Annotated in this window: 8 protein-coding genes and 1 pseudogene; 3 read left to right on the top strand and 6 right to left on the bottom strand. The window is 67.6% G+C overall.

What is annotated here, in order from left to right:
• Positions 1-100 precede the first annotated feature (100 nt).
• The 3 genes from AC07PQ_RS30525 to AC07PQ_RS30535 all read right to left on the bottom strand — a co-directional run bounded on the left by AC07PQ_RS30525 (position 101) and on the right by AC07PQ_RS30535 (position 3,421).
• Positions 101-1,921, bottom strand: a complete 1,821-nt coding sequence (locus tag AC07PQ_RS30525; RefSeq protein ID WP_493184292.1) for a glycoside hydrolase family 15 protein — start codon at positions 1,919-1,921, stop codon at positions 101-103.
• Positions 1,914-2,714: a glucose 1-dehydrogenase gene (locus AC07PQ_RS30530; protein WP_053262027.1), complete on the bottom strand. Its 801-nt coding sequence runs from the start codon at positions 2,712-2,714 to the stop codon at positions 1,914-1,916. The genes AC07PQ_RS30525 and AC07PQ_RS30530 overlap by 8 nt, the downstream gene beginning before the upstream one ends.
• A 119-nt stretch (positions 2,715-2,833) precedes the next feature.
• Entirely contained in the window at positions 2,834-3,421 is a 588-nt protein-coding gene (locus AC07PQ_RS30535; protein WP_493184293.1) for a TetR/AcrR family transcriptional regulator, read from the bottom strand.
• Positions 3,422-3,553: 132 nt separating this feature from the next.
• On the opposite strand from AC07PQ_RS30535, the gene AC07PQ_RS30540 reads away from it, so the two are divergent.
• Entirely contained in the window at positions 3,554-4,747 is a 1,194-nt protein-coding gene (locus AC07PQ_RS30540) for an MFS transporter (RefSeq protein WP_493184294.1), read from the top strand.
• A 101-nt stretch (positions 4,748-4,848) separates the two neighbouring features.
• Here AC07PQ_RS30540 and AC07PQ_RS30545 read toward each other — a convergent pair.
• A pseudogene (locus AC07PQ_RS30545) lies at positions 4,849-5,478 on the bottom strand (cupin-like domain-containing protein); the annotation flags it as partial.
• Between the two features lie 57 nt (positions 5,479-5,535).
• Complete coding sequence (locus AC07PQ_RS30550) at positions 5,536-5,940, bottom strand: SCP2 sterol-binding domain-containing protein (RefSeq protein WP_493184847.1); 405 nt, start codon at positions 5,938-5,940, stop codon at positions 5,536-5,538.
• 251 nt (positions 5,941-6,191) lie between these two features.
• On the opposite strand from AC07PQ_RS30550, the gene AC07PQ_RS30555 reads away from it, so the two are divergent.
• Entirely contained in the window at positions 6,192-6,935 is a 744-nt protein-coding gene (locus tag AC07PQ_RS30555) for a thioesterase II family protein (RefSeq protein WP_493184295.1), read from the top strand.
• Between the two features lie 172 nt (positions 6,936-7,107).
• Here the strand turns inward: AC07PQ_RS30555 and AC07PQ_RS30560 are convergent, their stop codons facing one another.
• A complete protein-coding gene (locus AC07PQ_RS30560; protein ID WP_007930120.1) occupies positions 7,108-8,076 on the bottom strand; it encodes a siderophore-interacting protein in 969 nt (322 codons plus the stop codon).
• A gap of 211 nt (positions 8,077-8,287) precedes the next feature.
• Here AC07PQ_RS30560 and AC07PQ_RS30565 point away from each other — a divergent pair.
• Positions 8,288-13,215: amino acid adenylation domain-containing protein (locus tag AC07PQ_RS30565; protein WP_495072399.1), on the top strand; the 4,928-nt coding region annotated here is incomplete at its 3' end.

The following is a 13,215-nucleotide window of genomic DNA, read 5'->3' on the forward strand; positions in this document are numbered from 1 at the left end:
GAATCCTTGAGGGAACTGGGCGGCCTATTCTGCCCGCAAACCGCCGTTGCCGCGAACGGCTTGTCTTCCGTAGGCGTGAGGCGATGGGGCGTATTGCGGGTTAAGGCTGCCAGAGGATCTTCTCGCCACTGAGCCGGCGATCGAGAAAACTCGCGGCGCTGATCAAGGCCAGGTGGGTCAGTGCCTGGGGGGTGTTGCCCAGGTGCCGGGCATGGCTGTCGAACTCTTCGGCGTACAGCCCCAGCGGGTTGGCGTAGCGCAACAGTTGCTCGAATTCCAGGTGGGCCTGCTCCAGCCGGCCGGCGCGGGCCAGGCATTCGACGTACCAGAACGAGCAGGCGGCGAATGCGCCTTCGGTGCCGGCCAGGCCGTCGATCTGGCTGTCTTCATTGCGGTAGCGGTAGACCATGCCGTCGCGCACCAGGGTCCTCTCGATGGCTTCCAGGGTCGCCAGCCAGCGCGGGTCGCGGGCGCCGACGAAGCGCACCAGCGGCATCAGCAGCATCGAGCCGTCCAGGGCGGTGCCGCCCCGGTACTGGACGAAATGCCCGCGTTCCGCGTTCCAGAAGTTGCTCCAGATATCGTCGTAGATTGCCTGGCGGGTCTGGTCCCAGCGGGCGAACGGCGCCGGCAGCGAGCGCTTCGAGGCGAGGCGGATGGCCCGGTCCAGGGCGACCCAGCACATCAGCCGCGAATGCAGGAAGTGATGCTGCTCGCCGCGCATTTCCCAGATGCCCACATCCTCGCCGTCCCAGCTGCTGCAGACCTGATCCACCACGTCCACCACGTGTTTCCAGCCTTCGTGGGAAATCGCCTCGCCGTATTTGTTGACCAGGTACACCGCGTCCAGCAGCTCGCCGAAGATGTCCAGTTGGACCTGTTCATAGGCCTGGTTGCCGATACGCACCGGCGTCGCGCCGCCATGCCCGGACAGGTGCGGCAACCGGGTTTCCGGCAGCTGCTGGCGACCGTCGATGGCGTACAGGATATTCAGCTTGGCCGGCTGGCCGCGGCAGTCGCTGACCCGCCCGCGCAGCCAGCGCATATAGGCGTTGGCCTCCGCGACGAAGCCCAGGCGCATGAAGGCGTAGACGGTGAACGACGCGTCGCGGATCCAGGTGTAGCGGTAATCCCAGTTGCGTTCGCCGCCCGGGGTTTCCGGCAGGCCGAAGGTGGCGGCGGCGAGGATCGCCCCGTGCTTGCGCGAGGTCAGCAGCTTCAGCGCCAGGGCCGAGCGGTTGACCATCTCGCGCCAGCGGCCGCGGTAGTTGGACTGGCCGATCCAGTCGCGCCAGAACTTCAATGTGCGTTCCAGGCACAGGCCGCTGCCACCGGTGGCCAGCCGCGGATCGTCGATGCCGCCAAGCATGAATTCGGCGCTCTGCCCCTGTTCCAGCTCGAACTCGGCCACCGCCGCCTGCCGGTCGATGCGCAGGGGCTGGCTGGCGATTAGGCGCAGGCCCGGCTGCCGCTCGGCCTCGAAGTACACGGCGTCGCCGTCCAGCCGCGCGCGGGTGGTGGCGCGGGCATAGTCATGGCGCACCGCGCAGCGCAGGCGCAGGGTGGCGCGGCCGCTGACCACCCGCACCCGGCGGATCAACAGTGGCAGGTCATCCTCGCTGTCGCCGATCGGCAGCAAATCGGTGACTTCGACCACGGCCCGTTCGCTCAGCCAGCGGGTCTGCAGCACGTTGCTGTCCGGCAGGTAGATCTGTTCGCGGCGGGCGTCGGGCAGGTCCGGCGCCAGCTGGAAGATGCCGGCGTCCGGGGTGTCGAGCAGCGAGCAGAAGATCGACGGGCTGTCGAACTCCGGCCAGCAGAAAAAATCCACGCTGCCCTTGTCGTTGACCAGCGCGGCGCTGCGCAGGTCGCCGATGATGCCGTGGGCGTCGATCGGCGCCTGTCGTTCAGTGTCAGCCATGGTCGCGAAACTCCGGGTACAGGCTCATGCCGCCATCGATCACCAGGGTGCTGCCGAGCACGTAGTCGGAGGCATCGCTGGCCAGCCAGACCACGGCGTTGGCCACGTCCTTGACGTCGCCGATGCGCCCGTAGGGAATCAGCTCGAGCAGCTTGCGCTCGGCCGCGCCCTCGGTGGCCTTGCGATTGAGCGGCGTGGCGATCGCGCCCGGGGCAATGGCATTGACGCGGATGCGCTGGTGGCTGACCTCCTGGGCCAGGCTGCGCATCAGCATGTCCACGCCGCCCTTGGACGCCGCGTAGTTGACGTGCCCGGCCCAGGGAATCCGCTGATGCACCGAGCTCATGTGAATGATCTTGCCGGCGGCCCGCGACACACCGGTGCGGATGCCCTGGCGATTGAAAATGCGCAGGGCGGCGCGGGCGCAGAGGAACTGGCCGGTGAGGTTGACGCTGATCACCTGGTTCCAGTCCTCCAGGGTCATGTCCACCGTGGCGGCGTCTTTTTGCAGGCCCGAGTTGGCCACCAGGATGTCGAGGAAACCGAAGGCTTCCAGGGCCCTGTCGAACAGGTGCTGGACCTGGTCTTCCTGGGAGATGTCGGCGCCCACGGCAATGGCCCGGCCGCCGCAGGCGTTGATGTCGGCGGCGAGCTTTTCCGCGGGCGCCGCCTGCCGATGGTAATTGAGCACCACCGAGGCCCCGGCCGCGGCCAGGGCGGTGGCCGCCGCGGCGCCGATGCCGGAACTGGCGCCGGTGACCAGGGCGACTTGTTGGTTCAGGGAGATGTTCATGAGCACGCACCTTAACCGGAGAGCCTGTTCAGCTGACTGGCAAGAGCGGGCAGGAGTTCACCGGGGTTACGAAATCCCGGAGGAGGGCGGGGCCGATGCCAAGCATCCGGCGCCGGGGCTCAGCGCACCCGCAAGCCCTGCAGCAGTGCCTCCAGCCCGGCCAGTGCATGCTGCAATCGTTGCCCCGGATGCTCATCCCGGGCGATCCACAGCGAAGCGTCGAGCAGGCTGCCGTTGATCAGGCGCGCCAGGGCTTCGCTGGGGGCGTTGACCACCAGGCCGGCCTGCATCAGCTCATCCAGCAGCGCGCTCAAGGACGCCACGCACTGCTCCTCGCTGGCCTCGGTCAGGTCGCCGAGTACTGCGCGCGCATCCTGCAGGACGATGCGCTGGATCTCCGCTTCCTGGGCCATTTCCAGGTAAGTGCGGCAGCGCTGGACGAAGGCGGCCCAGAGATCGTCGGTGCCGCGCGAGATTGCCTCCAGGCGCTGGTCCATCTCGGCGTCGAGCTGTTCCACCACCGCCGCCAGCAGGCCTTTCTTGTCGCCGAAATGGTGATACAAGGCCCCCCGGGTCAGGCCCGCCTCGGCCGTCAGCTCGTCCATCGAGGTGTTGGCATAACCCAGGCTGCCAAAGGCCTGGCGGGCACTGGCGATGAGTTTGCTGCGGGTTTCTTCGATCATCTCGACGCGTTGACGCGGGCTCATGGCGGGCACTCACACAACTGACAGGTGGATTGACATACGGCGCGTATGTTCTCATGCTTTCTCACATACGCGCCGTATGTATTTTTGCCTTGCGGTGCATTTCTGGCAAGCCTCAAACAAGGTGTGATGACGATGGCAAACCCTTACCGCGAACTGTTCAAGGCCCCCGGCAGTCGCGCTTTCGTGGTGGCGGGGATGATTGCGCGGATGCCGATGTCGATGACCGGCATCGGCCTGATCACCATGTTGGCCCAGCTCAAGGGCGGCTACGCGCTGGCCGGTGCGGTGGCGGCGACCTTCGCCCTGGCCACGGCCTTCTGCGCGCCCCAGGTGTCGCGCCTGGTCGACCGCTTCGGCCAGGGCCGGGTGCTGCCGATCGCCGCCGGTGTGGGCGGCGGGGCACTGCTGGCGTTGCTGTTGTGCACCCGCTTGCAGACGCCACACTGGACGCTGTTCCTGTTCGCCGCCCTGGCCGGCTGCATGCCGAGCATGCCGGCCATGGTCCGCGCCCGCTGGACCGAGCTGTATCGCGGCCAGCCACAGTTGCAGACCGCCTATGCCCTGGAGTCGGTGCTCGATGAGGTGTGCTTTATCGTCGGCCCGCCGTTGTCGGTGGGGCTGTGCGTGGCGGCCTTCCCCGAGGCCGGGCCGCTGGCGGCGCTGCTGATGCTGGCGATCGGCGTCACCGCGCTGGTGGCGCAACGGGCGACCGAGCCGCCGGTGCATCCCCATGAGGCCCGGCACGACGTGTCGATCATCCGCTCGCTGGAGTTGCAGCTGCTGGTGCTGCTGATGATCGCCATGGGCATGATCGTCGGCGTGGTGGATGTGGTCAGCGTGGCGTTCGCCCAGCAGCAGGGGCAACCCGCGGCGGCGAGCATCGTGCTGTCGGTGTACGCCATCGGTTCCTGCCTGGCGGGCATCGCCTTCGGCGCGCTGAAACTGAATATCCCGCTGCCGCGGCTGTTCATGTACGGCGGTATCGCCACCGCCGTGACCACCCTGCCATTGCTGCTGGCGAGCAATATCTTCGGCCTGTCCCTGGCGGTGTTTGTCTCCGGCCTGTTCTTCGCCCCGACCCTGATCGTCGCCATGGCCCTGGTGGAAAACATCGTGCCGCCGGCCAAGCTCACCGAAGGCCTGACCTGGCTGGTCACCGGGGTCAGCATCGGCGTGGCCATCGGCGCCGCCAGTTCCGGCTGGCTGGTGGATGCCTTTGGCGCGCGCAGCGGCTTCTGGGTGGCGCAGGCGGCGGGGGTGGTGGTGCTGGGAGCGGCGGTGCAGAGCTGTCGCCGGCTGACCCGCAGCCAGCCGGCGGTCGCCTGAGCCTTACCAGCCGCGCCCGGAGTTGACCCAGAAATCACCGAGAGCGAGGTGGACACCGACTGCACCTGATGGAACCAGCCCTCGGGCAGCAACAGCAGGTCGCCGGCTTCCAGGATGATCCGCAGGAAGGTCACGTCCCGCGAGGCCGGAAAACGCTGGTAGTCCGGTGCGTCCGGGTTGACCTCGCAACCGTCGAGCCCGCCCTGGGGCGCGGTCGACCAGGTGCCCAGCGCCTCACGGTGATGGGGCGCGGCGAGGATGAAGGATTTCTGGCCCCAGACCTGGGCGAACAGGTTATCGGTGTCGTCGCGGTGCAGCGGGGTCAGGGTGCCCTTGGGGCCGATCCAGATCCGCGGCGGGATGAGCAGCGAGCGGTCGAAATAGGGCGGGTACTGGATCTGCTCCAGCAACTGCGCCGACAGGATGTTGTTGCCCATGTAGGCGGGCGGTTCGCCGTCGGCGTTTTTCGGCGCCGGGTTGTCCAGCGAGGCGATGAACTCGGCCATGGAGGTGGAGCGGAAATCGCGCTCGGTGGAAAAGGTCTTTTTCACGTAGTCGCCGTGGCGGGTGATGCCTTGCAGTTCGGCGAAGTGCACCAGCGATTCTTCGCGGCTGAGCTGGAACAGCGGCCAGTCCTGCAGGGCATCGCTGATCACCACGGGAATGCCCTGGGGCAGGTAACGCGTCCTGAACTCCTCCACCGACAGCCCGCTGCGCGGACGCCGTTCCACCGTGCACTGGGTCGGCAGGCCGGCCGAGACTGTCTCGCTGTAGCGCGGCGGGGTAGGTTAGCGGGTGTTCATCTCGACTTTCTTTTCCAGCGCGCCACCGCCATGCCGGGCATGGTCGATGATCTGCGGCAGCAGCGTGGCCAGGCCCATGTTGCCGCCGATCTTCAGGCGGCCGCTGGCGGACAGTTCCTCGACGTTGGCGCTGCCGCCCATGATCCCGAGAAAGTCGGCCTGGCCGACCTCGATGGTGACGTCGGGCGCCGGCCGGCTTCGGTGCGGCTGTGCGCCTGGACCTGTGATCAGAATGCCAGCTGTGGACCGAACACGAACTGACAGGTGCCTTCGATTCCCACGGCACCGGCATTGGCGAACAGCTTTGACAGAAGGGGCTGCAAGTCCACGGCGATCTCTCTTGTTGGTTGGTCTGATCTGCAGCAGGGAACGAAGGCTGTATCGGGAAATTTATGGGGACGACTGACTCAATGACGACCGGTCAAACGAAGGAGATCTAATGTAGGAGCGAAGCTTGCTCGCGATGAACCTGAGAACACCGCGTTTACCCAATGCAAGACGCGGTATCGTTAACGACCATCGCGAGCAATCGAGTGTCGACCGGCTGCTCCTACAGATGGGCGTCAGGCCGGCTGCCGCACTAATTTGCCGGCCAGGTGGCACGTCCAGTCTTTACCATCATTTTTTTCAAGGGGAACACCGTGACCCAGCTGACGTTGCTGTGCCTGCCGTATTCCGGAGCCAGCGCCATGGTCTACAGCCGCTGGCGGCGCAAGCTGCCCGAATGGCTGAAATTGCAGCCGGTGGAACTGCCGGGGCGGGGCGCCCGTTATGCCGAGCCGCTGGCCACCGACATGCGCGAGCTGGCGCGGCAACTGGCGGTGGAAGTTCGCGCGGGCCTGCGTGCGCCCTATGCCTTGTTCGGCCATAGCCTGGGGGCGCTGCTGGCCTGCGAGCTGGCCCACGCCCTGCGGGCCCTGGGTTGTCCGGAACCGGTGGCGCTGTTCGCTTCGGGGACCGCGGCGCCGACCCTGCGCACCGACTACGACCGGGGTTTTGCCGACCCCAAGACGGACGAACAACTGATCGAACAGTTGCGCACCCTCAATGGCACCAGCGAAGAGGTATTGGCCAACCAGGAATTGATGAACCTGACCCTGCCGATCCTGCGCGCCGACTTTCTCCTGTGTGGCCGTTTTCGCCCGCTGCAGCGACCGTTGCTGAACTGCCCGGTGCATGTCCTGGGAGGCAAGGCCGACCGGGCCACCACCGAACAGTTGATTGGCTGGAGGAAGGAGACCCAGGGCAGCTTCTCCGTGGACATGCTGGCGGGCGGGCACTTCTTCATCCACGAACACGAAGCCAGGGTCCTGAGCCTGATCAAGGGCCACCTTGAGGTGCATCGTCGGCGTCACCTGCAACCGGAAACCGCGGCGGCCCTGTAGCCGCTGCCGCAGGCTGCGATCGGCCGGCACGGCCGCGGCGTTCTCGGTGGCCCCATCCGCAAGATCGTCAAGCAAGGCCCTGCGGGCCTTATCGCAGCCTCGCGGGCTCGGCAGCGGCTACAGGAGTGGGTGTAGCCGCTGCCGCGGCGTTCTCAAGGTCCAGGCAGATGTATCAGCCCAACGACGTGCCCAGGCGCCAGTAGCCCATCAGGGTCAGGTTGCGGCGTTCCTGGCCGCGTTCGTTGATCAGGTGGCGGCGGATGCTCATCACCGTGGCGGACTCGCCGGCCACCCAGGCGTAGAAGCTGTTGTCGGCCGGCGTGGCGGTTTCCCAGGGGCGTTGTTCCTCGTCGCCCTCGCGGACCTTGACCGGCCGGTGCGCGGTGTGGGGCGGCGGCAGCTCGGCCAGCTCCCGGGCGGCATGGATCAGGGTTTCGCCGTGCTGGGCGCCCAACAGGTCCCGCGGCAGCCAGTTGAGCCGGGTCTGGGGGTTGCAGCGCAAGTCGATGCAGTCGCTTTCGTGGGGCACTTCGATAAACGCCTGCACATCCGGGTAATCCGGATACTCCTGCAGCTCCTCGAGAATCCCGGCAATGGCCGGCAGGGCGGTTTCATCGCCCATCAGCAGCACTTTGCGGATATCTGCCGGCGGCATCCATTCATAACCGCCGGGATCGCCGCTGTAGGCCTTGTTCGGTACCACCATCTGCAGGCGGTCGCCGGGCCGGGCGTGGGTGGCCCAGCCGGACGCGGGGCCGTTGACCCCGTGCAGCACGAAGTCCACATCCAGCTCCGCCGGCAGCAGGCGCAGGGCGCGGATGGTGTAGGTGCGCATCGGCGGCTGCTGCTCGGCCGGCAGCTTGCGCCGGGCGGCGTGCCAGTCACCTTCCACCGGCAGTTGCGGGACGCTGCCGTCGGCGCCGGGGAACAGCAGCTTGATGCGCTGGTCCGGGGCCAGGGTGCGGGCCTGGGCGATGTCCTCGCCGGCGAACACCAGGCGCACCAGGGACGGGCTGAGGACGATGCGCCGCTTGAGCTCGACGTTGATCACCCGGTAGCCCTTGGGTCTGGGCCGGTCGATGCCCGTCAGTTTGCGCAAGCCTTGGGTGAGGATGTCGGTCAGCGATTGAGCGGAGGACATGGGCGGGTACCTGTTGCAAGGGGGGATAAGCAAGGAACGAAGGGGGGCGGGTCCGATTTACCGTCGGGGCCGCTGGCCGGCCTGTCCTGCGCGGCCCTGGGGTTGGCGGCCGGCGTGGCGCGCGGGGTTAATTTTCCCGGGCCTTCATCCGTTCCGTAGGGATGACCGAGCCAATGCTCGATACCCCACACGCAAGTACGGATGACCCCCGATGAATGCCGAAGACTCCTTGAAGCTCGCCCGTAGATTCATTGAACTGCCGCTGGAAAAGCGCCGGCTGTTCTTGAAGGCTCTGGACAAGGAAGGCGTCGACTTCTCTCTGCTGCCTATTCCCGCGGGGGTCGCAGTGCCTGACCGCCAGGCGTTGTCCTACGCGCAGCAGCGCATGTGGTTTCTCTGGCAACTGGACCCGCAGAGCGCGGCCTACAACCTGCCCAACGCGGTACGCCTGAGCGGGCCGCTGGATCGGGCGGTGCTGGCCCGGGCCTTCGACTGGCTGCTGGAGCGCCATGAAAGCCTGCGCACGGTGTTCCGCCTGGAGCAGGACGAGCCGCGGCAGGTCATCCTGACGACCCAGGTGAGCATCGATTACCAGGACCTGAGCGACCTTGACCCTGCGCTGCGCGAAGCCAGCGTGCGGCAGCGGGCTGACGCCGAGGCGCGCCGGCCCTTCGATCTGCAGCAGGGGCCGCTGTTGCGGGTCTGTGTGCTGGGATTGGGGGAGCAGGAGCACGTCATGCTGCTGACCTTGCACCATATCGTCGCCGACGGCTGGTCCATGGGCGTGCTGATCGAGGAGTTCCTGCAAGCCTACGACGCGCTGCTCCAGGGCGCGGCGCCGAGTGCGCCGGCCCTGCCGATCCAATACCGCGACTACGCCCTGTGGCAGCGCAGCTGGCTGGAGGCGGGGGAGCAGGAGCGGCAGCTGGCGTACTGGCGGGCCAAGCTCGGGGACGAGCATCCGGTGCTCAGGTTGCCCACCGATCATCCGCGCCAGGCCCATTCCAGCCGCCAGGGGCGGCGCCTGGACTTCGAGCTGGCGCCGGACCTGGCCCAGCAACTGGGTGCCCTGGCGCGACAGCAGGGGGTGACCCTGTTCGCTGTGCTGCTGGCCGGTTTCAAGCTGCTGCTGGCGCGCTACAGCGGCCAGCAGGATATCCGCGTGGGCGTGCCTATCGCCAACCGCACGCGCCAGGAAGCCGAAGGGCTGATCGGCTTCTTCGTCAACACCCAGGTGCTGCGCAGCGAGTTGAGCCCGCACTTGACGGTGGAGCAACTGCTGGCGGATATCCGCGAGACCACCCTGGGCGCGCAGGCCCATCAGGAGCTGCCTTTCGAGCGGCTGGTGGAGGCCCTGCAACTCGAGCGCAGCCTGAGCCACAGCCCGCTGTTCCAGGTGCTCTACAACCACCAGCCGCAGGTCACCGAGCTGACCACCCTGCGCAGCCGCTCCGGTCTTGAGGTGCAGGCCCTGGCGCGCAACGAGCGCACGGTGCAGTTCGACCTGACCCTGGACACCTTCGAGCGCGGTGGCCGGCTGCAGGCCGCCTTCACCTACGACTGCCAGTTGTTCGAGGAGCAGACCGTCGAGCGCATGGCCGGCCACTGGCAGAACCTGCTGTGGGCGATGGTGCGTGAGCCGCGGTCGGCGATCGCCGAGCTGCCGCTGCTCAGCCCCGAGCAACGCCAGGCCACCCTGGCCCAGGGCGTCGGTGCGCATGAGGCGTTTGCCGCTGTTTCGGTGCTCGAGCTGTTCGCCGAGCAGGTGCGCGTACGGCCCGAGGCCCCGGCCCTGGTGTTCGGCGAGCAGTGCCTGAGTTACCGCCAGCTGGATCAGCGCGCTGCGCGCCTGGCTGCGGCCCTGGTACTGCGTGGCGTGGGCCCCGAGGGGCTGGTGGGGGTCGCCGTGGAGCGCTCCCTGGAGATGGTGGTGGGCTTGCTGGCGGTGCTCAAGGCCGGCGGTGCCTATGTGCCGCTGGATGCCCAGTACCCCGAGCAACGCTTGCGCTACATGCTGCAAGACAGCGGCGTTACCCTGCTGCTGAGCGAGACCGCGGTGCAGGCGCGGCTGCCGCTGGCGGCCCAGGTCAGCGTGCTGTTGCTGGACCAGCCGGACAGCTGGGCGCCGGCCACCGGCCCGCAGGCGCCACTGCCGCGGGTCGAGGCCGGGCACCTGGCCTATTCGATCTACACCTCCGGTTCCACCGGGGCCGCCAAGGGCGTCACCATCACCCACGCAGCCCTGGCCAACTACGTGCAGGCGATCCTGGCGCGCCTGCCGCTGGGGGGCGCGCGCAACATGGCGGTGGTCTCCACCATTGCCGCCGACCTGGGGCATACCACGCTGTTTGGCGCCCTGTGCTCCGGCAGTTGCCTGCATGTGATCGACCTGGATACCGGCCTGGATGCCGAGGCCTTTTCGGCCTACCTGGACGCCCGGCAAATCGATGTGCTGAAGATCGTCCCTTCGCATTTGCAGGCGCTGATGAGCGGCGCGGAGCCGGCCCGTTCCCTGCCAAGGCAGTGCCTGGTGCTGGGTGGCGAAGCCTGCCCGGCGGCGCTGGTCAGAAAGATCGCGGCGCTGGCGCCGCAGTGCGCGGTGTTCAACCACTACGGCCCGACGGAAACCACGGTCGGCGCCCTGACCCTGGCCGCCGCCGCCGTGGATCAGGCCCTGGCGGTGGTGCCCCTGGGCCAGCCGCTGGCCAACGTTCGCGCCCGGGTGCTGGATGCCTCGTTGCAGCCCGTGGCGCCCGGCACCCCGGCCGAGCTGTACCTGGGGGGCGCCGGCCTGGCGCGGGGCTACCACCGCCGGCCGGCCTTGACCGCCGAGCGTTTCGTTCCCGACCCCTTCAGCGCCGACGGGCAGCGGCTGTACCGCACCGGTGACCTGGCGCGCTACCTCGATGGCGGGGTCATCGATTACCTGGGGCGCATCGATCACCAGGTGAAGATTCGCGGCTACCGCATCGAACTGGGGGAAATCACCGCGGCGCTCAAGCAGTTGCCGCAGGTCGAGGATGCCGTGGCCCAGGTGGTCAGCGTGGCGGATGAGCCGCAAGTGGCGGCTTATGTGGTGCTGGCCAAGGCCAGTGTCCAGGGGCCGGAAGCGGCCTGGCAGGAGATTCGCCGGCAGCTGGCGGTGGCGTTGCCCGACTACATGCTGCCGATGCATTTCGTGGCCCTGGAAGGCATGCCGTTGACCGCCAACGGCAAGCTCGACCTGCGGGCCTTGCCTCCGTTGCAGCAGCAGGCGCCGGTGGCGGCGTATGTCGCGCCGGTCAGCGAGCTGCAGCGGGGCATCGCGGCGATCTGGCAGGACGTGCTCAAGGTCGAGCGGGTGGGCCTGAGCGACAACTTCTTCGCCCTGGGCGGGCATTCGTTGCTGGCCACCCAGATCATTTCCCGGGTCCGCCGGCTGCTGGCGGCGGAGGTGCCGCTGCGGGTGCTGTTCGAGACCGCGCGCCTGGATGAGTTTGTCGAGCAGGTGCAGGCTTGCGCCGGCACGGGTTCGCTGTCGCTGATCGAGGCGCTAGGGCGCGACGAGCCATTGCCGGCTTCCCATGCCCAGCAGCGGCAGTGGCTGTTCTGGCAGATGCATCCCCAGAGCACCGCCTACCACACGCCGATCGTGGTCCGGCTCCAGGGGGCGCTGGACCGGCAGGCGCTGCAGCACAGCTTCGACGCCCTGGCCCGACGCCATGAAGCCTTCCGCACCACCTTTGCCCAGCACCGGGACAGTCTGTGCCAGGTAGTGCACCCCCAGGGTGAAATTACCCTGGCCTGGGAGCGCCTGGCCCCGGACCTGTCCCGCGAGGCGGTCGAGGCCAGGGCCCTGGAAGAAACCCAGGTGCTGTTCGACCTGGAGCACGGCCCCCTGTGCCGGGCCCGGGTGCTGCAGATCGCCGAGCAGGACTGCCTGCTGGTGGTGACCCTGCACCACATCATTTCCGATGGCGCCTCCATGAGTGTGCTGGCCCGGGAATTCGTCGCCCTCTACCGGGGGTTCATCCAGGGGCAGGCGCCGCGGTTCGATGAGCTGAGCGTGCAGTACGCCGACTACGCCAGCTGGCACCGGGCCTGGCTCGAGCAGGGCGAGCAGCAGCGGCAACTGGATTACTGGCGCGAGCAGCTGGGGCTGGAGCACCCGGTGCTGGAACTGCCGGTGGACCATCCGCGCCAGGCCCTGGTGAGCCATCGCCAGGAGCGCCTGGGTTTGCGCCTGCCGCTGGACCTGGAACAGGGCCTGCGGCGCCTGGCGCGCGAGCATGACATGACCCTGTTCCAGCTGTTCCTCGGTTCGTTCGCCCTGTTGCTGCACCGCTATTGCGATCAGCCCGATATCCGTATCGGCGTGCCGGTCAGTAACCGTCGGCACCAGGAAATGGAAGGCGTGATGGGCTTCTTCGTCAACACCCTGGTGATGCGTGTCGACCTGGCGCCGAACCTGGCGGTGGGGCAGTTGCTGCGTCAGGTCAAGGCCACGGCCCTGGCTGCCCAGGCCCATCAGGACCTGCCGTTCGATCGCCTGGTGGATGCGCTCAAGCCCCAGCGCGCACTGGACCAGAACCCGCTGTTCCAGGTGATGTACAACCACCTGAGCATTGCCGGGGAAAGCGCCGACGGCGCCAGCCTGCCGGGCCTGCAGGCCGAGGAAATGGTCCTGCAGGGCGGTACCGCGCAATTCGACCTGACCCTGGAAACCCTGGAAACCGACGCCGGAATCAACGCGTCGTTCATCTATGCCGCTGAGTTGTTCGAGGTGTCGACCATCGAGGGTTTCGCCGATCACTGGCGCAACCTGCTGCAAGGCATGCTCGAACCGCAACAGGCGATTGGCGAGTTGCCGATGCTGGGCCGGGAGGAGCAGGGGCGGATTCGCCAGGACTGGGATCACACTGATGTGGTCTATCCCACCCAGCGTTTTGTCCACCAGCTGTTCGCCGACCAGGCGGCCAGGGCGCCGGAGGCGCCGGCGGTGTTGTTCGCCGAACAGCGCCTGAGCTATCGCGAGCTGGACATTCAGGCCAACCAGCTGGCGCACAAGCTGATCGAGCTGGGCGTCGGCCCGGAAGTGCGGGTGGCCATCGCCATGCCGCGTTGCGCGGAAATCATGGTGGCCTTCCTGGCGGTGCTCAA

The sequence above is a fragment of the Pseudomonas sp. GW821-FHT09E12 genome, from assembly GCF_059416085.1.

Coding starts and splice junctions, on each gene's coding strand:
- AC07PQ_RS30525 (WP_493184292.1), bottom strand. CDS start 1,921: ATGGCTGACACTGAACGACAGGCGCCGATCGACGCCCACGGCATCATC.
- AC07PQ_RS30530 (WP_053262027.1), bottom strand. CDS start 2,714: ATGAACATCTCCCTGAACCAACAAGTCGCCCTGGTCACCGGCGCCAGT.
- AC07PQ_RS30535 (WP_493184293.1), bottom strand. CDS start 3,421: ATGAGCCCGCGTCAACGCGTCGAGATGATCGAAGAAACCCGCAGCAAA.
- AC07PQ_RS30540 (WP_493184294.1), top strand. CDS start 3,554: ATGGCAAACCCTTACCGCGAACTGTTCAAGGCCCCCGGCAGTCGCGCT.
- AC07PQ_RS30560 (WP_007930120.1), bottom strand. CDS start 8,076: ATGTCCTCCGCTCAATCGCTGACCGACATCCTCACCCAAGGCTTGCGC.